General features: G+C 41.4%; 18 protein-coding genes. 13 read left to right on the top strand and 5 right to left on the bottom strand.

Annotation, left to right across the window (positions count from 1 at the left end; genetic code table 11):
• Positions 1–515 precede the first annotated feature (515 nt).
• From GEZ89_RS05405 to GEZ89_RS05395, 3 genes are read right to left on the bottom strand one after another with little or no spacing between them, the layout of a single operon-like run.
• Entirely contained in the window at positions 516–1,247 is a 732-nt protein-coding gene (locus GEZ89_RS05405; RefSeq protein ID WP_153225246.1) for a hypothetical protein, read from the bottom strand.
• 15 nt (positions 1,248–1,262) lie between these two features.
• Positions 1,263–1,958: an ABC transporter ATP-binding protein gene (locus tag GEZ89_RS05400; RefSeq protein ID WP_153225245.1), complete on the bottom strand. Its 696-nt coding sequence runs from the start codon at positions 1,956–1,958 to the stop codon at positions 1,263–1,265.
• Between the two features lie 3 nt (positions 1,959–1,961).
• Positions 1,962–2,327: a GntR family transcriptional regulator gene (locus GEZ89_RS05395; RefSeq protein ID WP_000119157.1), complete on the bottom strand. Its 366-nt coding sequence runs from the start codon at positions 2,325–2,327 to the stop codon at positions 1,962–1,964.
• 139 nt (positions 2,328–2,466) lie between these two features.
• On the opposite strand from GEZ89_RS05395, the gene nrdR reads away from it, so the two are divergent.
• The 12 genes from nrdR to glmS all read left to right on the top strand — a co-directional run bounded on the left by nrdR (position 2,467) and on the right by glmS (position 18,943).
• The gene (gene nrdR / locus GEZ89_RS05390) at positions 2,467–2,946 is read left to right on the top strand and encodes a transcriptional regulator NrdR (protein WP_075231816.1); all 480 of its coding nucleotides are present in this window, start codon (positions 2,467–2,469) and stop codon (positions 2,944–2,946) included.
• Entirely contained in the window at positions 2,947–4,113 is a 1,167-nt protein-coding gene (locus GEZ89_RS05385) for a DnaD domain protein (protein ID WP_075231815.1), read from the top strand.
• Entirely contained in the window at positions 4,114–5,010 is an 897-nt protein-coding gene (gene dnaI, locus GEZ89_RS05380) for a primosomal protein DnaI (protein ID WP_075231814.1), read from the top strand.
• Positions 5,007–5,720, top strand: coding sequence for an NADPH-dependent oxidoreductase (locus GEZ89_RS05375; protein WP_153225244.1), 714 nt, complete (start codon positions 5,007–5,009; stop codon positions 5,718–5,720). The genes dnaI and GEZ89_RS05375 overlap by 4 nt, the downstream gene beginning before the upstream one ends.
• A gap of 13 nt (positions 5,721–5,733) precedes the next feature.
• Complete coding sequence (gene der / locus GEZ89_RS05370; protein ID WP_045762664.1) at positions 5,734–7,044, top strand: ribosome biogenesis GTPase Der; 1,311 nt, start codon at positions 5,734–5,736, stop codon at positions 7,042–7,044.
• Between the two features lie 643 nt (positions 7,045–7,687).
• Positions 7,688–10,201 carry a preprotein translocase subunit SecA gene (secA, locus tag GEZ89_RS05365; RefSeq protein ID WP_153225243.1) on the top strand — a complete coding sequence of 838 codons (2,514 nt, stop codon included), beginning with the start codon at positions 7,688–7,690 and terminating at the stop codon, positions 10,199–10,201.
• An 81-nt stretch (positions 10,202–10,282) separates the two neighbouring features.
• Positions 10,283–11,314 carry a 3-deoxy-7-phosphoheptulonate synthase gene (locus GEZ89_RS05360; RefSeq protein ID WP_045762820.1) on the top strand — a complete coding sequence of 344 codons (1,032 nt, stop codon included), beginning with the start codon at positions 10,283–10,285 and terminating at the stop codon, positions 11,312–11,314.
• 1 nt (position 11,315) lies between these two features.
• On the top strand, positions 11,316–12,347 hold the full coding sequence (locus GEZ89_RS05355) for a 3-deoxy-7-phosphoheptulonate synthase (RefSeq protein WP_075228792.1): 1,032 nt from the start codon (positions 11,316–11,318) through the stop codon (positions 12,345–12,347).
• Positions 12,348–12,392: 45 nt separating this feature from the next.
• On the top strand, positions 12,393–12,755 hold the full coding sequence (gene acpS, locus GEZ89_RS05350) for a holo-ACP synthase (protein ID WP_153225249.1): 363 nt from the start codon (positions 12,393–12,395) through the stop codon (positions 12,753–12,755).
• Entirely contained in the window at positions 12,745–13,848 is a 1,104-nt protein-coding gene (alr, locus tag GEZ89_RS05345) for an alanine racemase (protein ID WP_153225242.1), read from the top strand. The genes acpS and alr overlap by 11 nt, the downstream gene beginning before the upstream one ends.
• 24 nt (positions 13,849–13,872) lie before the next feature.
• Entirely contained in the window at positions 13,873–15,888 is a 2,016-nt protein-coding gene (recG, locus tag GEZ89_RS05340) for an ATP-dependent DNA helicase RecG (protein WP_153225241.1), read from the top strand.
• Positions 15,889–17,137: 1,249 nt separating this feature from the next.
• Positions 17,138–18,943 carry a glutamine--fructose-6-phosphate transaminase (isomerizing) gene (gene glmS, locus GEZ89_RS05335; protein WP_153225240.1) on the top strand — a complete coding sequence of 602 codons (1,806 nt, stop codon included), beginning with the start codon at positions 17,138–17,140 and terminating at the stop codon, positions 18,941–18,943.
• Positions 18,944–19,158: 215 nt separating this feature from the next.
• On the opposite strand, the gene GEZ89_RS09700 is transcribed toward glmS, so the two are convergent.
• Positions 19,159–19,479 carry a hypothetical protein gene (locus GEZ89_RS09700; protein ID WP_228113868.1) on the bottom strand — a complete coding sequence of 107 codons (321 nt, stop codon included), beginning with the start codon at positions 19,477–19,479 and terminating at the stop codon, positions 19,159–19,161.
• Between the two features lie 129 nt (positions 19,480–19,608).
• Positions 19,609–21,093 carry a DUF1846 domain-containing protein gene (locus GEZ89_RS05325; RefSeq protein ID WP_153225239.1) on the bottom strand — a complete coding sequence of 495 codons (1,485 nt, stop codon included), beginning with the start codon at positions 21,091–21,093 and terminating at the stop codon, positions 19,609–19,611.
• Between the two features lie 152 nt (positions 21,094–21,245).
• On the opposite strand from GEZ89_RS05325, the gene GEZ89_RS05320 reads away from it, so the two are divergent.
• Positions 21,246–22,856, top strand: coding sequence for a glycoside hydrolase family 13 protein (locus GEZ89_RS05320; RefSeq protein WP_153225238.1), 1,611 nt, complete (start codon positions 21,246–21,248; stop codon positions 22,854–22,856).
• Positions 22,857–22,974: the final 118 nt, after the last annotated feature.

Raw genomic sequence — 22,974 nt, 5'->3', positions numbered from 1 at the left:
CATCAATCCCAAATACTGTACGCATGATATTACCTCTTTTGTCTTGAATAATTCCGTGTTTTAGTGATTTTATTTTCAATACGCGACGTCTAGCGTCCCACATACTTTGATCAAATTCCACCTAAAATAGGTGTCTTGCCAGTTTGTCAAGCGACGTCTAGCGCCAAAGAGCCCTACGACTTTACAAGACACCTCTACTTTAACATAAAGAAAAAGTATTGAGTACTCTCTCCCGTCGGAGATTTTCTCACTACTAATCTTAGTATGTTTTCTACACAAAAATAGGTTCCATAATATCTATAGGGGATTTACCCACTACAAATATTATAGAGCCGATAATATGCGTTTGATCATAGACAGATCTATTTCATTTTTTACTATAGTTGATTGAAATAAGATATGAACAAAGAGGTTAGGAAAGTCAAATTAATTTTTAAAAATGTTTTAGAATCCATGACGTGCTACTCTAAGTTCAATCCACTATAAAATTAAGTTTTTAACTAGCCTCTGAATGATTACTGAAGATTAACCTTGTTTTTCAAGATGTAGTAGTTTCCGAGATAGAAGACTGCGATAAGGATTAGGTCTTTGAAGATTTCATAAGTAAGCATCATATTGAAATTAGTATCTATGCGAAGGTTTAGACCGACAAAACCGAGCACGATCTGGATAACAATGTAGGCTAAAACTGCGAGTGCTGTGCGGTATTCATTGAAAAGTTGTCCGATGGAGATTGCCAAGTAGATGCAGAGGATTCCTGAAATTGTGCCAAGGATGAATGAAATTAGATATAAGCCGATACTGTCTAGGTACTGTTGGAACAAGTCTTTGAAAGCAAGGAAATTAACAGAATTAGGCTCAATTATCACAAGAATGATATAAATGCTCAGAACCAAGACTGCTGAACTGATCAGAGACCAAATGAAGGCCCCCAAGAGTTTGGCCATGATAATCTGGTGTTCGGAAACTGGCAAGGTCAAAGTCAGATAACCTTGTCGATCATAGACACTACCCTTGAAGCGACGGATGATCAAAATCAAGGTTGAAATCCCAAGCGTAATCATCAAGCCACCAAACACGAGTGCTAGAAAAATAAGTAGAATAGGTTGACTTTCTTTGATAGGAATATCGTTGTAAGTCCTTGCTTGAATTCCGATAAGAGCAGAAAGTACCAGTACAGCACCATAGAGGGCTAAATACCATTTGTTAACATTTTTAAATTCATAACGAACTAAATTCCAAAACATAATAATCTCCTTTATCTAGGCTTTGAACTCATGACGGAAGAGTTGGTCGATAGACTCTCCAGACTCATAGCGAATATCATCAACATTTCCTTGACGGACGACTTTTCCATCCTTGAGGAAAACAATCTCATCCAAGATTGGTTCGATGTCTGAAATCAAGTGAGTTGAAATCAAGACAGTCGAAGTTGGAGAGTAGTTGTTGATGATGGTGTTCAAGATATAGTCACGAGCTGCTGGGTCGACACCCCCGATTGGTTCATCAAGCACATATAGACGAGCATCACGACTCATGACAAGAATCAACTGAACCTTTTCTTTGTTCCCTTTTGAGAGTTTCTTGAAACGGCTGTTCTCATCGATGCCAAGGTCACGAAGAAGACCTTGAGCACGTTCTAGATTAAAATCTTGGTAGAAGGTCTTGAAATAAGTGAGAGCTTCTTTGACCTTCATCTGTTCGTTGAGGTAGGTCGTATCAGGGAGATAAGAAACAATCGCTTTAGTTGCTGGGCTTGGTTCCATGTCATTGATAAGGATACGTCCTTCCTCTGGTTGTAGCAAGCCGTTGATTAGTTTAATCAAGGTTGTTTTTCCAGAACCGTTTGGTCCAAGGAGGCCAACGATTTTTCCAGCTGGAATTTCAAGGGAAACATTTGTAAGAGCAGGGCTTGCTCCATAGGATTTTGACACATTTTCAAATGCTAACAAGGTCATAGTTTAAACTCCTTCAATATAATCTCTCAAAACAGTCGGTAGTTCTTCTTTTTCATAGCCGAATTCTACCATGCCTGTTACAAACTGTTGCAGCTGTTCTTCTGACAGTTGCTTACGGGATTGGAGGATCAAGTCCAAATCCTCTGTGACAAAGCGTCCAGATGTCCGCTTGGTATAGACGAAGCCTTCTCTCTCCAAGTCCGATAGGGCGCGCTGGATGGTGTTGGGATTGACACCTGCCTCGCTAGCCAATTCTCTAACGGTTGGAAGCTGTTGATTGGGCTCGAGTTTATGGGAAATAATCTGCAATTTGATTTTCTCCATAATCTGCAAATAAATGGGTTTATTGTTATCAAATGTCCAAGACATCACGATCTCCTTTCTGTTTACCTTTGTGTTAATTCAATAATACAACAAAACAAAAAACTTGTCAAGCCAAAAGGAGAATTATTTTGGGAATCTCTTAAAAAATGGTATAATGAAAAGAAAACGACAAGGAGGGAAAGGCATGCGTTGTCCAAAATGTGGCGCTACAAAATCAAGTGTGATCGATAGTCGCCAGGCTGAAGAAGGAAATACAATCAGAAGAAGACGTGAGTGTGAAGAGTGTCAGCATCGTTTTACAACCTATGAACGTGTTGAAGAGAGAACACTAGTTGTGGTCAAAAAAGATGGTACACGGGAACAATTTTCAAGAGATAAGATCTTTAACGGGATTATTCGTTCAGCCCAGAAACGTCCAGTGTCTAGTGATGAAATTGGCATGGTGGTCAATCGCATCGAACAAAAACTCCGTAGTCGCAATGAAAATGAAATTCAGAGTGAGGTTATTGGCTCTTTGGTTATGGAAGAGTTGGCAGAGTTAGATGAGATTACTTATGTCCGTTTTGCCAGCGTTTACCGTAGCTTTAAGGATGTGAGTGAGCTTGAAAGCCTACTCCAGCAGATCACACAATCCTCTAAAAAGAAAAAGAAAAAGGAAAAATAAATGAAGCCAAATGACCGTTTTTCTTTTGTAAAGAACAATCGGGTGTCGCAAGATACCTCATCAATGGTGCAGTGCTACCTCCCGATTATCGGTCAGGAGGCGCTGAGCCTCTATCTTTATGCTGTGACTTTTTGGGATGGTGGTCAAAAAGAACATCTCTTTGCAGCCATGCTCAATCATCTCAATTTTGGGATGGATACCCTTTTAAAGGCTTTTAAAACTCTGACAGCCATGAAATTGGTGACCCTCTATCAGCAGGGGGAGGCCTATAACTTGTTACTCCATTCTCCCTTATCAACTCAAGAATTTTTACAACATACAGTTTATCGGACCTTATTAGAAAAAATGATTGGGGATAGTGCGGTAGCAGCCATGAGACAGGAAAGTGTTGAAGGGGAACCGATCTCGGTGGCCTTGAGTCAAATCTTTCCTCAGTTATCTGAGTCTGCGAGTCAAGAAACCTCTAGCAGTCAGCCAGCAGCAGATGATTTTGATTTGGAGCATTTTCGTCAGCTTATGGCTCGCGATGGTCTTCGTTTTCAAGATGAAACTTCGGATGTTTTGGCCTTGTTTGCAATAGCTGATGAGCAGAAGTGGACCTGGTTTGAGACTTATCAAGTAGCCAAAGCGACAGCAGTGTCGCAAGTGATTTCTGTCAAACGCATCCGTGAAAAGATAGCGCAAAAGCCTGTGACTTCTGACTTTAGTCCCAAGGAAGCAACCATTATCCGAGAGGCTAAGAAAAAGACAGCCTTGCAGTTCCTTGCTGAGATTAAGCAGACCCGCAAGGGAAGTATTACCCAGACTGAACGGGACCTGCTCCAGCAGATGGCAGCCTTGGGTTTGCTGGATGAAGTGATCAATGTTATCCTGCTCCTGACCTTTAATAAGGTTGATTCGGCCAATATCAATGAAAAATACGCCATGAAGGTGGCTAATGACTACGCCTATCAAAATATCCGTAGTGCCGAGGAAGCTGTCCTCCGTATTCGTGAACGTGGCCAAAAAGCAAAAACGCAAAAGCAGAATCAGACTGCCCCAGCAAAAACCAATGTGCCTAAATGGAGCAATCCTGAATATAAGAATACGTCATCCGCTGAGGAATTAGAAGAAATGGAACGCCAAACCCTAGAATTATTAGCAAAATTAGATAACGGAGGTGATTAGATGGAAAGTGTCGGAGATGTACTCAAACGTCAACCAAGCCGATTTCAGTATCAGGATTTAGTCCAGCAAATAGTGAAGGATCCTGATGTTGCGGCCTTTATCCAGAAAGAATCCCTCAGTCAGGAGGAGTTAAACCGTAGTATTTCCAAGTTTAACCAATACATCACTGAGAGAGATAAGTTCCTCCGAGGAGATACAGATTATATCGCGCGTGGCTACAAGCCTATCCTAGTCATGAATCATGGCTATGCGGATGTTTCTTATGAAGAAACTCCAGAGTTAATCGCGGCAGAAAAAGAAGCTGCCATCAAGAAACGTCTCAACTTAATTAATTTTCCATCTAGCCTGAAAAATGTCAGTTTTTTAGATGTTTATCGTGATGATGTTCGGCGTTTAACTGTTCTAAATAGAATGATAAAATTTGTTAACGATTACCCCAATAATTTGAAAGGTCTGTACTTATATGGAGACTTTGGTGTGGGTAAAAGTTTCATGGTGGCTGCCCTAGCCCATGATTTGTCAGAAAAACGTGGTGTTTCATCAACTCTCCTCCACTATCCTAGTTTTGTCATCGATGTCAAAAATGCCATCGGTGATGGCAATGTTAAGACCTTGGTGGACGAGATTAAGCTGGCTGAAGTCTTGATTTTAGATGATATTGGTGCCGAGCAATCAACAGCTTGGGTGCGTGACGAGATCCTGCAGGTCATTCTCCAATATCGCATGCAGGAAGATTTACCGACCTTTTTCACCTCCAACTTCAATTTTGAAGATTTGGAGCTGCATTTCGCTAAAGGGAAAAATGGAAATGACGAAACCTGGGAAGCTAGACGCGTCATGGAACGCATTCGTTATTTAGCAGAGGAAACCAGACTTGAAGGAGAAAATCGCCGATGACAGAAACAATCAAATTAATGAAGGCTCATACTTCAGTGCGTAGATTTAAGGAGCAAGAGATTCCCCAAGAAGATTTAAATACCATTTTGTCTGCAGGACAAATGGCTTCTTCTTGGAAAAATTTCCAATCCTATTCTGTGATTGTAGTCAGAAGTCAAGAAAAGAAGGATGCCTTATTTGAGTTAGTTCCTCAAGAAGCGATTCGCCAGTCTGCAGCCTTTCTCCTCTTTGTTGGGGACCTAAATCGTGCAGAAAAAGGGGCCCGTCTTCATACGGATATTTTCCAACCTCAAGGGGTGGAAGGACTCCTCATCACTTCAGTAGATGCAGCTCTAGCTGGACAAAATGCCTTGCTTGCGGCAGAAAGCTTAGGCTATGGTGGAGTGATTATCGGTTTAGTGCGTTACAAGTCTGTTGAGTTAGCAGAATTGTTCAAGCTTCCTGACTATACCTATCCAGTCTTTGGGATTGCACTCGGTGTGCCAAATGAGGAACATGAAGTCAAACCTCGCTTGCCATTGAATCAGGTGGTGTTTGAGGAAGAATACCAAGAACAGTCAACTGAGGCAATTGAAGCCTATGACCGTGTACAGACTGAATATGCAGGTGCGCGTGCGACTACAACTTGGAGTCAACGTTTGGCAGAGCAATTCGGCAATCCAGAACCAAGCTCGACTCGAGAAAATCTTGAGCAGAAGAAGTTATTGTAGAAAGTGAGAAAACATGGCCTTACCAACTGTTGCCATTGTGGGACGTCCCAATGTTGGGAAATCAACCCTATTTAACCGTATCGCGGGAGAACGCATCTCAATCGTAGAAGATGTTGAAGGTGTAACGCGAGATCGTATCTATGCCACAGGTGAGTGGCTCAATCGTTCTTTCAGTATGATTGATACTGGAGGGATCGATGATGTCGATGCGCCTTTCATGGAACAAATCAAGCACCAGGCAGAAATTGCCATGGAAGAAGCAGATGTTATCGTCTTTGTCGTGTCTGGTAAAGAAGGAATTACAGATGCGGACGAATACGTTGCCCGTAAACTTTATAAAACTCATAAACCAGTCATCTTAGCCGTTAACAAGGTTGACAATCCAGAGATGCGAAATGATATCTATGATTTCTATGCTCTTGGATTGGGCGAACCTCTACCAATCTCATCTGTTCACGGTATCGGGACAGGGGATGTGCTGGATGCTATTGTGGAAAACCTCCCACATGAAGTTGAAGAAGAAAATCCAGATGTCATTAAATTCAGCTTGATTGGTCGTCCAAATGTTGGAAAATCTAGCTTGATTAATGCTATTTTGGGAGAAGATCGCGTCATTGCCAGCCCTGTCGCTGGTACCACTCGTGATGCCATTGATACCCACTTTACAGATGCTGACGGCCAAGAGTTTACCATGATTGATACGGCTGGTATGCGTAAGTCAGGTAAAGTCTATGAAAATACTGAGAAATACTCGGTTATGCGTGCTATGCGTGCTATTGACCGTTCAGATGTAGTTTTGATGGTCCTCAATGCCGAGGAAGGTATTCGTGAGTATGACAAGCGTATCGCTGGATTTGCCCACGAAGCTGGTAAAGGAATGATTATCGTGGTCAATAAGTGGGATACCCTTGAAAAAGATAACCACACCATGAAAAACTGGGAAGAGGATATCCGTGAGCAGTTCCAATATTTGCCTTACGCACCGATTATCTTTGTATCAGCTTTAACCAAGCAACGTCTCCACAAGTTGCCTGAGATGATTAAGCAAATCAGCGAGAGTCAAAATACCCGTATTCCATCAGCTGTCTTGAATGATGTGATTATGGATGCTATCGCCATCAACCCAACACCGACAGACAAAGGAAAACGTCTCAAGATTTTCTATGCGACCCAAGTGGCAACTAAACCACCAACCTTTGTCATCTTTGTCAACGAAGAAGAGCTCATGCACTTTTCTTACTTGCGTTTCTTGGAAAATCAAATCCGCAAGGCCTTTGTCTTTGAAGGAACACCTATTCACCTAATCGCAAGAAAACGTAAATAAAAAAGCAGAATCTGGAAGGATATTTCCAGATTTTTTGCTATAATAAAATAAGGAACGCGTTGGAGAGGTAAGGAGATGGAAAAACTATTAAAATTCTTGATTTTGGCACCCTACTTCTACTTTTTTCGTTGGCAAGGGAAGGTACAGCCAGGAAGTAAGTACTTTTCTGTCTTTTACTATTTTTATTGGTTTTATATGCCTCTAGCAGCCTTGTTTAGTCTAGTTTTCACTCTTTTTTCGCTAGTCTTATTTAACTTTATTTTACAAGAACCAAGGGATCTTGCTAGATGGATGATCTGGCTACTTTTAGTCCTTTTATCCTTAGTCAATGACTGGAAAATCTATGCTTGTCTAAAATTTATGAATAAGCTGCGATTGGAAAAGAAAAAATCCAGTCTTCCTTGAAAGAAATAGGCAAACTTGTATCTGATAGAAAATGATGGTCAATTTTTCATGGAAAAACTAGCTAGAAGCATTAATGAAGAAAACTAGCCTCGGAATAGGAATTTTAAGGGAACTAATCACCTTGGTTAGCCCTTTTTTCGTCCTAAGGGAAAACGGAATATTTCTTGAAAAAATTGGGCAAATATGCTACAATAAAAAGAACATTCTAAAATATTCAGAATTTAAAGTAAGGAAAAAAATGGCAAATTTACTAAAAACAATTATCGAAAATGATAAAGGAGAGATTCGTCGTCTGGAAAAGATGGCGGACAAAGTCCTAAAATATGAAGATGAAATGGCTGTGTTAACTGACGAGCAATTGCAAGCAAAAACAGAAGAATTCAAACAACGCTACCAAAATGGTGAGACTCTTGACCAACTTTTGTATGAGGCGTTTGCTGTTGTACGCGAGGGAGCTAAGCGTGTCCTTGGTCTCTTCCCATATAAGGTTCAGGTTATGGGTGGTATCGTTCTTCACCATGGTGACGTTCCTGAGATGCGTACGGGTGAAGGTAAAACCTTGACAGCGACGATGCCTGTATACCTCAATGCTCTTTCAGGCAAAGGGGTTCACGTAGTTACGGTCAATGAATACCTTTCTGAACGTGACGCGACTGAGATGGGTGAGTTGTACTCATGGCTCGGCTTGTCAGTTGGGATTAACTTGGCAGCCAAATCTCCAATGGAGAAAAAAGAAGCTTATGAGTGTGATATCACTTATTCAACAAACTCAGAGATTGGTTTCGATTATCTTCGTGATAACATGGTCGTTCGTGCCGAAAATATGGTTCAACGTCCACTCAACTACGCCTTGGTCGATGAGGTTGACTCAATCTTGATCGACGAAGCTCGTACTCCTTTGATCGTTTCAGGAGCCAATGCAGTTGAAACCAGCCAACTCTACCATATGGCTGACCATTTTGTGAAGTCTTTGGATAAGGATGACTATATCATTGATATTCAGTCTAAGACAATTGGTCTATCTGATTCTGGTATTGACAAGGCTGAAAGCTACTTCAAACTAGAAAATCTCTACGATATCGAAAACGTAGCCTTGACTCACTTTATAGACAATGCCCTTCGTGCTAACTACATCATGATTCTTGATATTGACTATGTGGTCAGCGAAGAGCAGGAAATCTTGATTGTCGACCAATTTACCGGTCGTACCATGGAAGGTCGTCGTTATTCTGATGGTTTGCACCAAGCTATTGAAGCAAAAGAAGGTGTGCCAATCCAAGATGAAACCAAGACTTCAGCTTCTATTACCTACCAAAACCTCTTCCGTATGTATAAGAAATTGTCAGGGATGACAGGTACTGGTAAGACAGAGGAAGAGGAGTTCCGCGAAATCTATAATATTCGTGTTATTCCAATCCCAACAAACCGTCCAGTTCAACGTATTGACCATCCAGACGTACTTTATGCTAGTCTTGAAGCTAAATTTAAGGCTGTTGTTGAAGATGTAAAAGCTCGCTACCAAAAAGGTCAACCAGTCTTGGTAGGTACTGTTGCTGTTGAAACCAGTGATTATATTTCTAAAAAATTGGTAGCTGCAGGTGTTCCTCACGAAGTATTGAATGCCAAAAACCACTACAAAGAAGCTCAAATCATCATGAATGCTGGCCAACGTGGTGCAGTTACAATCGCGACCAACATGGCCGGTCGTGGTACTGATATTAAGCTTGGTGAAGGTGTTCGTGAACTTGGTGGACTTTGTGTCATTGGTACAGAACGCCATGAAAGTCGTCGTATCGATAACCAGCTTCGTGGACGTTCAGGACGTCAAGGGGACCCAGGGGAATCTCAATTCTACCTTTCTCTTGAAGATGATTTGATGAAACGTTTCGGTTCAGAGCGCTTGAAGGGTGTCTTTGAACGTCTCAATATGTCAGACGAAGCAATCAAATCTCGTATGTTGACACGTCAGGTTGAAGCAGCACAAAAACGTGTTGAAGGAAACAACTACGACACACGTAAACAAGTCCTTCAATACGATGATGTCATGCGTGAGCAACGTGAGATTATCTACTCACAACGTTACGATGTCATCACTGCTGATCGCGATTTGGCTCCTGAGATTCATGCAATGATTAAACGCACTATTAATCGTGTTGTTGATAATCATGCGCGTGCTAAACAAGATGAAAAACTAGAAGCTATCTTGAATTTTGCAAGATACAACTTGCTTCCAGAAGATTCAATTTCACTTTCAGACCTAGAAGGTTTGTCAGACCAAGCAATCAAAGATGAACTTTACCAACGTGCCTTGCAAGTCTACGATAGCCAAGTTGCTAAGCTTCGAGATGAGGAAGCTGTTAAAGAATTCCAAAAAGTCTTGATCCTACGTGTTGTAGACAACAAGTGGACAGACCATATCGATGCTCTTGATCAGTTGCGTAATGCTGTTGGCCTTCGTGGTTATGCACAAAACAACCCTGTCGTTGAGTATCAAGCAGAAGGTTTCCGTATGTTTAATGATATGATTGGTTCCATTGAGTTTGATGTGACTCGTTTGATGATGAAAGCACAAATTCATGAACAAGAGCGTCCACAAGCAGAGCGTCATATCAGTACGACAGCGGCTCGTAATATTGCTGCACAACAGACTGAGCTTCCTGCAGATTTGGATCTTAGCCAAGTGAAGCGTAATGACTTGTGTCCATGTGGTTCTGGTAAGAAATTTAAAAACTGTCATGGTAAACGACGTTAAGAATGACTAATTTTCAGGCGGATGCCTAGTGAAAAGTGAATTTTCGCTTGGCGTCCGTTTGCTTTATAAGGAGGATGAATCATGGTATTTACAGCCAAAAGCCCTAAAATTAATATTGAAGAAGTTCGTAGTTTGTCTAAATTAGAAGGACAAGCACTTGCCAATAAACAACAACGCGATCAAGAACTTGAAGCGATTATTCGTGGTGAAGATCAACGCATTTTGTTAGTGATTGGTCCGTGTTCGTCTGACAATGAAGAAGCAGTTCTTGAGTATGCCAAGCGTTTGGCAAAACTGCAAGAAGAAGTAAAAGACCGCGTCTTTATGGTCATGCGTGTCTACACTGCTAAACCACGTACTAATGGTGATGGCTATAAGGGCTTGATTCACCAACCAAATGCCAAAGAAGCACCTAGTCTCATCAATGGGATCAAGGCGGTTCGTCACCTGCATTACCGTGTTATTTCTGAAACAGGAATGACGACAGCGGATGAGATGTTGTACCCAGAAAACCTTCCCTTGGTAGATGATTTGATTTCTTATATGGCGGTTGGAGCTCGTTCGGTTGAAGATCAACAACACCGTTTTGTAGCTAGTGGAGCAGATTTTGCGACAGGTTTTAAAAATCCAACGTCTGGAAATCTCAATGTCATGTTCAACGGTATTTATGCGGCTCAAAACAAACAAAGTTTCCTTTTCCTAGGGAAAGAAGTTGAAACGACTGGAAATCCTCTATCGCATGCCATTCTCCGTGGTGCTCTCAATGAATACGGGAAAAACATTCCGAACTATTACTATGATAATTTGATGGATACCATTGCCCAGTATGAAAAGATGGGCCTTGAAAATCCATTTATCATCATTGATACCAACCATGATAACTCAGGCAAGCAGTATATGGATCAGATTCGCATTGTTCGTCAGACCTTGATTAACCGCGATTGGAATGAAAAGATTAAAAAATATGTTCGTGGTTTCATGATTGAGTCTTATCTAGAAGACGGTCGTCAAAATGAACCAGAGGTCTTTGGGAAATCTATCACCGATCCATGTCTAGGATGGGAAAATACTGAGTCTCTTGTTCGTGAAATCTACCAAAGACTAGGAGAATAGTATGGCATTTATTGAAAAAGGTCAAGAAATCGATATTGAAGCGATTAAGGCGGAAACGCAATTATCTGCAGAAGCCTTGCAACATAAGGAAAGCCGAGACCAAGAACTGGCTGATATTCTATCTGGTAAGGATGACCGTATTCTTTTGGTCATTGGACCTTGTTCGTCTGACAATGAAGAAGCAGTCCTTGAGTATGCTCGCCGTTTGGCAGACTTGCAGAAAAAAGTTGCGGATAAGATTTTCATGGTCATGCGTGTATACACAGCTAAACCTCGTACCAATGGAGATGGCTACAAGGGGTTAGTTCATCAGCCAGATACTTCTAAAGCACCAAGTTTGATTAATGGTTTGCAGGCTGTTCGTCAGCTTCATTATCGAGTTATTACAGAAACTGGATTAACCACAGCGGATGAAATGCTTTATCCATCCAATCTAGTCTTGGTTGATGACTTGGTGAGCTACCATGCAGTGGGTGCGCGTTCAGTAGAAGATCAGGAACATCGTTTTGTAGCTTCAGGGATTGATGCACCAGTGGGTATGAAAAATCCAACCTCTGGAAATCTGTCTGTTATGTTTAATGCCATCTATGCTGCACAAAACAAGCAAACATTTCTTTACCATGGACAAGAAGTTGAGACTTCAGGTAATCCCCTAGCTCACGTTATCCTTCGTGGAGCTATGAATGAATATGGGAAAAATGAACCAAACTTCTACTATGAAACTCTCTTAAATGCTATCGGGCGTTACGAGTCTATGGGGCTTGAAAATCCCTTTATCATGATTGATACCAACCATGATAATTCAGGGAAGCAATATATGGAGCAAGTTCGAATTGTTCGCCAAGCTCTGCTCAACCGTGACTGGAATGAAAAGATTAAGAAAACAGTTCGAGGTTTCATGATTGAATCCTACTTAGCAGATGGTCGCCAAAATCAACCAGAAATCTTTGGTTGCTCTATTACAGACCCATGTCTAGGATGGGAAAATACAGTAGCCCTGGTAGAAGAAATCTATACTACCTTAACAAAATAAGTGAAAAGGCTGGAGTTGGGGGTATCTCAGCTCCTTTTGACGAAAATGATAGTTGGACACGGAATTGATATCGAAGCATTAGCTTCTATACAAAATGCAGTTGAAAAAAGAGAAGGATTTGCACGGCGTGTCTTGACAGACAAGGAAATGGAGCGCTTTGCCAGTCTCAAAGGTCGTAGGCAGATCGAGTATTTGGCTGGGCGTTGGTCAGCAAAAGAGGCTTTCTCAAAGGCTATGGGAACGGGAATTGGGAAATTAGGTTTTCAGGACTTGGAAGTTTTGAACAATGAAAGAGGGGCTCCCTACTTCAGCAAATCCCCGTTTTCAGGGAAAGTGTGGCTATCGATCAGCCATACAGATCAGTTTGTGACAGCTAGTGTTATTTTGGAGGAAAATTATGAAAACTAGTCCACATAGACCAACCAAGGCCCTCATCGATCTGGGTGCTATCCGCTACAATATCCAACAAATGGGAGAGCACATTCCTAAAGATACTCTTAAATGGGCGGTTGTGAAAGCCAATGCATACGGCCACGGAGCGGTAGCTGTTGCAACAGCTATTCAGGATGATGTCGATGGTTTTTGCGTTTCTAATATCGATGAAGCCATCGAGCTTCGTCAAGCAGGAATTTCTAAGAAGATTCTCATTTTGGGAGTATCTGAGGTTGAATCTCTTTCATTGGCTAAGGACTATGCTATTACCTTGACAGTGGCTGGATTGGAATGGATTGAGAATCTCCTTGCTACTGATTCATATTTATCAGGCTTAACCGTTCACCTTAAAATTGATTCAGGTATGGGACGAATTGGTTTTAGAAGTGCAAGCGAGGCGTCACAAGCCCAAGCTTTACTCAAGAAACATGGAGCAAATGTTGAGGGAATCTTTACCCACTTTGCAACTGCTGATGAAGAGTTGGATAGTTACTTTAATCAACAGTTAGAATGCTTTAAGGGAATCCTAGCTGACTTGCAAGAAGTACCAGAACTAGTCCATGCGAGTAACTCAGCAACGACTCTATGGCATTCGGAAACGATTTTCAATGCGGTTCGCATGGGAGATTCCATGTATGGTCTCAATCCAAGCGGACAAGTTTTAGAATTGCCTTATGAACTAAAACCAGCCTTAACTTTGGAAACAGCCATCGTTCATATCAAAACAGTAGAGGCTGGTGCTTGTATGGGTTACGGAGCAACTTATCAAGCAGACGGTGAGCAAGTCATTGCCACTTTGCCAATCGGTTATGCAGATGGTTGGACACGAGATATGCAGAATTTCCCAGTTCTGGTGGATGGACAATTGTGCCCTATCGTAGGGCGTGTATCCATGGATCAAATCACTATTCGTTTGCCTAAGCTTTATCCATTGGGGACAAAAGTTATCTTGATTGGTGCAGACGGTGATAAAGAAATTACTGCAACAGATGTAGCAGTTTACCGAGGAACCATCAATTATGAGGTGGTTTGCCTCCTTAGTGATCGAGTTCCGAGAGAATATCATTAAAAGAAAAAAGGAAAGGAGAGGAGCATGAATTTACACCAACCCTTGCATGTCTTGCCTGGCGTGGGACCAAAGTCAGCAGAAAAATATGCCAAACTAGGAATCGAAAACCTGCAAGATCTCTTGCTCTACTTTCCTTTCCGTTATGAAGATTTTAAGACCAAGCAGGTGCTAGAACTAGAAGATGGTGAAAAGGCTGTCCTATCTGGTCAGGTAGTGACACCAGTTAGTGTTCAGTATTATGGTTTTAAGCGCAATCGTCTACGCTTTAGTCTCAAGCAGGGAGAAGTTGTGTTTTCAGTGAACTTCTTTAACCAACCCTACCTGGCTGACAAGATTGAGCTAGGAGCGACTCTAGCCGTTTTTGGTAAGTGGGATCGCGCCAAGGCTAGTCTTACAGGGATGAAGGTTTTAGCTCAAGTGGAGGACGACCTTCAACCTGTCTATCGTCTCGCACAAGGAGTTAGTCAAGCAAGTCTTGTTAAGATCATTAAAACCGCCTTTGATCAGGGGCTAGATCTCTTGATAGAGGAAAATCTCCCTCAGTCCTTGCTAGACAAATACAAACTCATGTCTCGCTGTCAGGCTGTTCGTGCTATGCATTTTCCTAAGGATTTGGCAGAATACAAGCAGGCTCTCCGTCGAATCAAGTTTGAGGAACTTTTCTATTTCCAAATGCAATTACAGACCCTCAAGTCTGAAAATAAGGTTGATGGAAGTGGATTGGTCCTGAATTGGTCGCAAGAAAAACTAACTGCGGTTAAAGAAAAGTTACCCTTTGCTTTGACACAAGCCCAAGAAAAAAGCCTGCAAGAAATCCTAACAGATATGAAGTCGGACCATCACATGAATCGACTATTGCAAGGGGATGTTGGTAGTGGGAAAACAGTGGTAGCAGGTCTAGCGATGTACGCAGCCGTAATGGCTGGTTATCAGGCCGCTCTCATGGTTCCAACAGAGATTCTTGCAGAGCAACATTTTGAAAGTCTAGAAAGTCTCTTTCCTGATTTGAAACTAGCACTCCTAACAGGTTCATTGAAAGCTGCAGAAAAACGCAAGGTCTTGGAAACTATTGCTAAGGGCCAGGTCGATGTGATTATCGGAACTCATGCTCTGATTCAAGATGGGGTAGACTATGCTAAACTCGGTTTGATCATCATCGATGAACAACACCGATTTGGAGTCGGACAAAGACGTATTTTACGTGAAAAAGGAGAAAATCCAGATGTCCTCATGATGACGGCAACTCCCATTCCACGAACCTTAGCCATCACAGCCTTTGGAGATATGGATGTTTCCATTATTGACCAGATGCCAGCTGGACGTAAACCGATTGTGACACGTTGGATCAAGCATGAGCAACTGCCACAGGTTTTGACTTGGTTGGAAGGAGAAATTCAAAAAGGGTCTCAAGCCTATGTTATTTCTCCTTTGATTGAAGAATCTGAAGCCTTGGATTTGAAAAATGCTATCGCTTTATCGGAAGAGTTGACGGCTCATTTTGCAGAAAAAGCAAAAGTTGCTCTCTTGCATGGGAAGATGAAGAGCGATGAAAAAGACCAGATTATGCAGGAGTTCAAAGATAGAAAGACTGATATTCTGGTTTCGACAACGGTTATCGAGGTTGGGGTCAATGTGCCAAATGCGACCGTCATGATTATCATGGATGCTGACCGTTTCGGACTTAGTCAGCTTCATCAGCTCAGAGGTCGTGTCGGTCGTGGGGAGAAGCAGTCCTATGCAGTTCTCGTTGCCAATCCTAAGACTGACTCTGGAAAAGACCGCATGCGCATCATGACGGAAACGACCAATGGCTTTGTCCTTGCAGAGGAAGATTTGAAAATGCGTGGTTCGGGTGAAATTTTTGGAACCAGACAGTCAGGTCTACCAGAGTTTCAAGTAGCTGATATTATCGAGGATTTCCCGATTCTTGAGGAAGCACGTAAGGTAGCTAGTTATATCAGTTCACTGTCTAACTGGCAGGAGGATCCAGAGTGGCATATGATTGCCTTAAATCTAGAAAAGAAAGAACATTTAGATTAATACTCTTCAAAAATCTCTTCAAAACACGTCAACGTCGCCTTGCCGTATATGTGTTACTGACTTCGTCAGTTCTATCCACAACCTCAAAACGGTGTTTTGAGCAACCTGCGGCTAGCTTCCTAGTTTGCTCTTTGATTTTCATTGAGTATAAGCTTTCTCTAAGAAAATCTTAAGTTTGCTTTTAGGATTGTTATCTATACTTGAGTCATCAAAAAGAAACGAGGACTCTCACATGACAATGACAATTAAAGTAAATTATCAAAAAACGTTTCAACAGGAGCAAGCACCTTCTCCTAAATACTAAGTAAAAGAGCGATAACGCTCTTTTTGTCTGGGAATTCTCAGGTAAGAGATTCTGATAAATTATTCATTGAATGTATAACCTTAAACATCGTTCCAAACGAGGTCTTAGTCTATCTGGTAAACTGAAAGCAGTGCTTTGAGAAAGCTGTGACTAGCTTTCTAGTTTGCTCTTTCGTTTTCATTGAGTCGAAAGTTACTTTTAGTTTTTTCTAAGGAAAATATAAGCTATGTTTTAGGAAGGGATTTTATACTAGGTTCATCAAAAAGAAACGAGGACTCTCACATGACAATGACGATTAAAGTAAATTACCAAAAAACGTTTCAACAGGAGCAAGCACCTTCTCCTAAATACTAAGTAAAAGAGCGATAACGCTCTTTTTGAGTGGGGATTCGTAGCTAAGGGATTTAGAAAAATGCTTATGTTGATTTGATTTACGGAATATATAAACTTAAACATCACTTCAAACAAGGTCTTAGTCTATCTGGTAAACTGAGAACAGTGCTTTGAGAAAACTGTGACTAGCTTTCTAATTTTCTCTTTCGTTTTCATTGAGTCAAAAGTTACTTTTAGTTTTTTCTAAGGAAAATATAAGATATGTTTTAGGAAGGGATTTTATACTAGGTTCATCAAAAAGAAACGAGGACTCTCACATGACAATGACGATTAAAGTAAATTATCAAAAAACATTTCAAGAAGTAGTAGAAGCAGAAAAACTTGCTACAAAATAGTAGTTGTTAAGGGCAGTAGAGCCCTTTTTAAATACTTGCTTTAGGCGAAATATGATAGATTTTTAGTAGATAGAATCGGCAGAATCACGCTATACCAATTTTTATTCTTGACAAGTAAAAGAAACAAGTATATACTGTTTTTGCTGATTCTATAAAAGAAGAATTAGACTATACCAATTTTAAGGGGAAAGCACAGCTAGCCTGTGTCGTATATACTATGTGTGGAATTGTTGGTGTTGTTGGAAACACAAATGCAACTGATATTTTGATTCAAGGACTTGAAAAACTCGAATACCGTGGCTATGATTCGGCTGGAATTTTTGTTCTAGGTGGTGCTGAAAACCATTTGGTAAAAGCAGTTGGTCGTATTGCAGAATTGTCTGCCAAGACAGCTGGGGTTGAGGGAACAACTGGTATCGGACATACTCGTTGGGCGACTCACGGAAAACCAACAGAAGATAATGCTCACCCCCACCGCTCTGAGACAGGACGTTTTGTCTTGGTGCACAACGGGGTGATTGAAAACTACCTTGAAATCAAGGAAGAATACCTTGCAGGACACAACTTCAAGGGACAAACAGATACAGAAATCGCTGTTCATTTGATTGGGAAATTTGCAGAAGAAGGTCTCTCAGTTCTTGAAGCCTTTAAAAAAGCTCTTCACATTATCCGTGGTTCTTATGCCTTCGCCTTGGTTGACTCACAAGATCCTGAGGTCATATATGTGGCGAAAAATAAATCACCACTTTTGATTGGTCTTGGGGAAGGCTATAACATGGTCTGCTCAGATGCTATGGCTATGATTCGTGAGACCAACCAATATATGGAAATTCATGATCAAGAGTTGGTAATCGTCAAGGCTGATAGCGTGGAAGTTCAAGATTATGATGGCAATCGTCGTGAGCGTGCTAGCTACACTGCAGAGCTTGATTTATCAGATATCGGTAAGGGAACATACCCTTACTACATGCTTAAGGAAATTGATGAACAACCAACGGTGATGCGTAAGTTGATCCAAGCCTACACAGATGAGGCTGGTCAAGTAGTGGTTGATCCAGCTATTATCAAGGCTGTTCAAGACGCAGATCGCATCTACATTCTAGCAGCTGGGACTTCTTACCATGCAGGATTTGCTTCTAAGAAGATGTTGGAAGAATTGACAGATACGCCAGTTGAACTTGGTATCTCCTCTGAGTGGGGATATGGTATGCCACTTCTCAGCAAGAAAACACTCTTCATATTTATCAGCCAATCTGGTGAAACAGCTGATAGCCGTCAGGTTTTGGTTAAGGCCAATGAAATGGGAATTCCAAGCTTAACAGTGACAAACGTTCCAGGTTCAACTCTGTCACGTGAAGCCAACCATACTATGTTGCTTCATGCAGGTCCTGAAATTGCCGTAGCGTCAACTAAGGCTTATACAGCCCAAATCGCAGCCCTTGCCTTCCTTGCAAAAGCGGTTGGTGAAGCAAATGGCAATGAAAAAGCCAAAGCCTTTGATTTGGTTCATGAATTGTCTATCGTGGCTCAGTCTATCGAATCAACTCTTTCAGAGAAAGAAACGATCGACGCAAAAGTCCGTGATCTTCTTGAAACAACACGCAATGCCTTTTACATCGGACGAGGTCAAGATTACTATGTAGCTATGGAAGCTAGTCTCAAACTCAAAGAGATTTCTTACATCCAGTGTGAAGGTTTTGCGGCTGGAGAGCTCAAGCACGGAACTATTGCCTTGATTGAAGAAGGAACACCTGTCTTGGCCCTCTTGTCAGACCCAGTTCTTGCAAACCACACTCGCGGAAATATTCAAGAAGTGGCAGCACGTGGAGCTAAGGTTCTCACCATTGCAGAAGAAAATGTTGCCAAAGATACAGACGATATCGTTCTTACGACCGTACACCCTTACCTATCACCAATCTCAATGGTCGTACCAACGCAATTGGTCGCTTACTTTGCAACCCTACACCGTGGACTCGATGTGGACAAACCACGTAACCTTGCCAAGTCAGTAACAGTAGAATAAACTAAAAGTTTAAATCATAAGCAAAAGTGAACTAGATAGTTTTCTGAAAAACAGAATGCTGTCTTGTTCACTTTTTTTGTATCTTCAATGAAAATCAATGACCAAACTAGTTCTCTTGTGTAGATGTCTCCAAGCATAGCTTTGAGGTTTTAGATAAGAGTGACGCAGTCAGTCTTATTACACCAAGTTGATATTGTAGAGAAAATGGATCAACCTCAGCCAAGGTAGTTCAAGTCAAGATTGAAGAGGATTGATTCATACTCTTCGAAAATCTCTTCAAACCGCGTCAACGTAGCCTTGCCGTAGGTATGGTTACTGACTTCGTCAGTTCTATTCACAACTTCAAAACAGTGCTTTGAGCTGACTTCGTCAGTTCTATCCACAACTTCAAAACAGTGTTTTGAGCTGACTTCGTCAGTTTCATCTACAACCTCAAAACAGTGTTTTGAGCTGACTTCGTCAGTTTCATCTACAACCTCAAAGCAGTGCTTTGAGCAACCTGCGGCTAGTTTCCTAGTTTGCTTTTTGATTTTCATTGAGTATCAGTTTCTATTAAAATGAGAATTCTTTTTGAAAGATATGCTTGTGAAAGACTTGCAAGCTATAAAAAAACTCTAAGAGCTGGACGATAAGGATCCAACTCTTAGAGGAGTGAGTGTCGTATTTTACTTGCGATACAAACGATCGTATTGGTAGTAAGGATCAAAGGTTACATTGATTCCTAGTTTACGAAGAACATTTTTGTCTTCGTCTGTTAGGATAATCGTAGAGTGAGCTTCGCTTCCTTTGAGATTTCCGAGTTTTTTCATGGCATGATCTGCATCAGAATTCTGCATTGCTGTGATAGCAAGGGCGATGAGGATCTCGTTAGAATGAAGTCGAGGGTTACGGCTACCCAAGTGATTGATTTTCAAACCTTGAATTGGTTTCACAACTTCTGGTTCAATTAATTTTGTTTCAGCATCAATGTTAGCGGACATCTTGATAGCATTGATCAATGCAGCTGCTGTAGGGCCAAAGAGTTCTGAGTTCTTACCTGTGACGATTTCACCAGAAGGTAATTCAAGTGCTAGAGCGGGTCCACCTGTTTCTTCTGCTTTTTGACGTGCGGCAACAGCAACCTTTCGGTCAGCAGGTGTGATACCCAGGTCATTCATGAGAAGCTCAATCTTCTTCACAGCAGTTTCTCCAACCTTCTCAGCTTTGAAGTCAAGAACTGTCTGGTAATAGCGACGGATAATTTCCTGTTTTGATGCTTCAATGGCAGCGTCGTTATCAGTGATTGCAAAACCAACCATATTGACACCCATGTCAGTTGGAGATGCATATGGAGATTCACCCAAGATACGTTCTAGCATGCGCTTAAGAACAGGGAAAATCTCGATATCACGGTTGTAGTTGACCGTGGTTTCTCCATAAGTTTGGAGATGGAATGGGTCAATCATGTTGACATCATCTAGGTCTGCTGTGGCAGCTTCATAAGCTAAGTTGACTGGATGATGAAGTGGGAGATTCCAAACTGGGAAGGTTTCAAATTTGGCATAACCAGACTTGATACCATTGATTTGGTCGTGGTACATATTAGACATACAAGTTGCCAACTTACCTGAACCAGGCCCAGGAGCAGTCACGACAATCAAGTTACGGCTAGTTTTGATATAGTCGTTTTTCCCCATACCTTCAGGAGAAATGATGTGATCCATATCTGTCGGATACCCCTTGATAGGGTAGTGAAGATAAGAGTCGATACCATTTTTCTCTAATTGATTACGGAAGGCATCCGCTGCCGGTTGGCCAGCATATTGAGTAATGACAACTGAACCAACAAAGATACCGAGTTCATTGAATTTATCAATCAAACGAAGCACTTCTTGGTCATAAGAAATGCCCAAGTCTCCACGAGCTTTTGAGTGCTCGATATTGCTAGCGTTAATAGCGATAACAACCTCAACTTGCTCCTTCAATTCTTGTAAGAGTTTGATTTTGTTATCTGGTTCATATCCAGGAAGGACACGAGCAGCGTGGAAATCTTCCAACATCTTACCCCCAAACTCTAAATAGAGTTTGCCGTCAAATTGGTTGATGCGCTCCAAGATATGGTCGCGTTGTAGATTCAAATATTGTTCAGAACTAAAAGCTTGTTTTTTCATTTTTTTACCTCTGAGCTCTATTATATAAAAAAAATGGAAGATTAGAAACTAGAGAGTCGCAAAAGTGAGAAAAAAAGATAAAGCAAACGCTTGCATAATTTTGATAAAAGGTCTATGATGGAGTAAAGTCAATTTTAAATAGAGGTAAAAAGATGCAAGAAAAATGGTGGCACAATGCAGTTGTTTATCAGGTCTATCCAAAAAGTTTTAAGGATAGCAATGGAGATGGGATTGGTGATTTACCTGGGATTACCAGTAAGCTAGACTATCTAGCTAAGTTAGGGATCACAGCGATCTGGCTTTCTCCAGTCTATGATAGCCCCATGGATGACAATGGTTATGATATTGCCAATTATCAAGATATCGCGGCTATCTTTGGAACCATGGAAGATATGGATGAGCTGATTGCGGAAGCTAAGAAGCGTGATATCCGTATCATCATGGACTTGGTGGTTAATCATACCTCAGATGAACATGCTTGGTTTATTGAAGCGCGTGAAAATCCTCAAAGTCCCGAACGAGACTACTATATCTGGCGTGATGAACCTAACGAATTGGAGTCAATTTTCAGTGGTTCTGCCTGGCAATATGACGAAAAGGCTGGTCAATATTACCTGCACTTTTTCAGTAAGAAACAACCAGACCTTAACTGGGAAAATGAAGAACTACGCCAAAAAATCTATGAAATGATGAATTTCTGGATTGATAAAGGGATCGGTGGATTTCGTATGGACGTTATTGACATGATTGGGAAGATACCTGACGAGAAGGTTGTCAACAATGGTCCCATGCTTCATCCCTACCTCAAGGAAATGAATCAGGCTACTTTCGGTGGCAAAGACCTTTTGACAGTAGGGGAGACTTGGGGAGCAAATCCAGAAGAGGCCAAGAAATATTCGAATCCAGAAGGTCAAGAGTTGTCTATGGTCTTCCAATTTGAACATATCTGTCTTCAGTATCAGGAAGGACAACCTAAGTGGCACTACCAAAAAGAGCTAAATGTAGGGAAATTAAAAGAGATTTTCAACAAGTGGCAGACAGAATTAGGAGTTGAGGATGGCTGGAATTCCCTTTTCTGGAATAACCATGACCTTCCACGCATCGTCTCTATCTGGGGAAATGACCGAGAATACCGTGAAAAATCCGCCAAAGCCTTTGCAATCTTGCTTCATCTCATGAGAGGGACTCCTTATATCTACCAAGGTGAGGAGATTGGGATGACTAACTATCCATTTGAAACACTGGACCAAGTAGAAGATATTGAATCTATCAACTATGCCAAAGAAGCGCTAGAACAAGGTGTACCGCTAGAGCAAATTATGGATAGCATTCGTGTGATTGGACGTGACAATGCGCGTACCCCAATGCAGTGGGATGAGACAAAAAATGCTGGTTTCTCAGACGGACAACCTTGGTTGGCTGTTAATCCAAACTACGAAGCAATCAACGTTCAGGAAGCACTGGAAAACCCAGATTCTATTTTCTATACTTATCAAAAATTGGTAAACATTCGTAAGGAAAATAGCTGGTTGGTGAGAGCTGATTTTGAACTCCTTGAAACGGCTGAAAAAGTCTTTGCTTACATCCGTAAAGATGGCGACTGTCGATTCCTAGTTGTGGCTAACTTGTCCAACCAAAAGCAAGAGTTCGCAGTTGAAGAATCAATCACATCTGTCTTGATTGCAAATACAGATGTCAAAGCTACAATAGAACAACTAACATTAGCTCCCTGGGATGCCTTCTGTATCGAATTAGCCAAATAAACCTAAAAGAGGCTGGGACAAAAGTGCCAGCCTCTCAATTGTCTTTGGACTACCGAGCAAGACGCAGTGGTTGAGTGGGCTCTACTACGCTGATTTCATCAGCTTTTACAGCCCTACT

The organism is Streptococcus mitis, assembly GCF_009496285.1.
GTDB classification, from domain to species: Bacteria; Bacillota; Bacilli; order Lactobacillales; family Streptococcaceae; genus Streptococcus; species Streptococcus mitis_BP.
The sequence above is the reverse complement of the archived record's forward strand: the minus strand, read 5'-3'. Positions and strand labels throughout refer to the sequence as shown.

Coding starts and splice junctions, on each gene's coding strand:
- GEZ89_RS05405 (WP_153225246.1), bottom strand. CDS start 1,247: ATGTTTTGGAATTTAGTTCGTTATGAATTTAAAAATGTTAACAAATGG.
- GEZ89_RS05400 (WP_153225245.1), bottom strand. CDS start 1,958: ATGACCTTGTTAGCATTTGAAAATGTGTCAAAATCCTATGGAGCAAGC.
- GEZ89_RS05395 (WP_000119157.1), bottom strand. CDS start 2,327: ATGTCTTGGACATTTGATAACAATAAACCCATTTATTTGCAGATTATG.
- nrdR (WP_075231816.1), top strand. CDS start 2,467: ATGCGTTGTCCAAAATGTGGCGCTACAAAATCAAGTGTGATCGATAGT.
- GEZ89_RS05385 (WP_075231815.1), top strand. CDS start 2,947: ATGAAGCCAAATGACCGTTTTTCTTTTGTAAAGAACAATCGGGTGTCG.
- dnaI (WP_075231814.1), top strand. CDS start 4,114: ATGGAAAGTGTCGGAGATGTACTCAAACGTCAACCAAGCCGATTTCAG.
- GEZ89_RS05375 (WP_153225244.1), top strand. CDS start 5,007: ATGACAGAAACAATCAAATTAATGAAGGCTCATACTTCAGTGCGTAGA.
- der (WP_045762664.1), top strand. CDS start 5,734: ATGGCCTTACCAACTGTTGCCATTGTGGGACGTCCCAATGTTGGGAAA.
- secA (WP_153225243.1), top strand. CDS start 7,688: ATGGCAAATTTACTAAAAACAATTATCGAAAATGATAAAGGAGAGATT.
- GEZ89_RS05360 (WP_045762820.1), top strand. CDS start 10,283: ATGGTATTTACAGCCAAAAGCCCTAAAATTAATATTGAAGAAGTTCGT.
- GEZ89_RS05355 (WP_075228792.1), top strand. CDS start 11,316: ATGGCATTTATTGAAAAAGGTCAAGAAATCGATATTGAAGCGATTAAG.
- acpS (WP_153225249.1), top strand. CDS start 12,393: ATGATAGTTGGACACGGAATTGATATCGAAGCATTAGCTTCTATACAA.
- alr (WP_153225242.1), top strand. CDS start 12,745: ATGAAAACTAGTCCACATAGACCAACCAAGGCCCTCATCGATCTGGGT.
- recG (WP_153225241.1), top strand. CDS start 13,873: ATGAATTTACACCAACCCTTGCATGTCTTGCCTGGCGTGGGACCAAAG.
- glmS (WP_153225240.1), top strand. CDS start 17,138: ATGTGTGGAATTGTTGGTGTTGTTGGAAACACAAATGCAACTGATATT.
- GEZ89_RS09700 (WP_228113868.1), bottom strand. CDS start 19,479: ATGAAAATCAAAAAGCAAACTAGGAAACTAGCCGCAGGTTGCTCAAAG.
- GEZ89_RS05325 (WP_153225239.1), bottom strand. CDS start 21,093: ATGAAAAAACAAGCTTTTAGTTCTGAACAATATTTGAATCTACAACGC.
- GEZ89_RS05320 (WP_153225238.1), top strand. CDS start 21,246: ATGCAAGAAAAATGGTGGCACAATGCAGTTGTTTATCAGGTCTATCCA.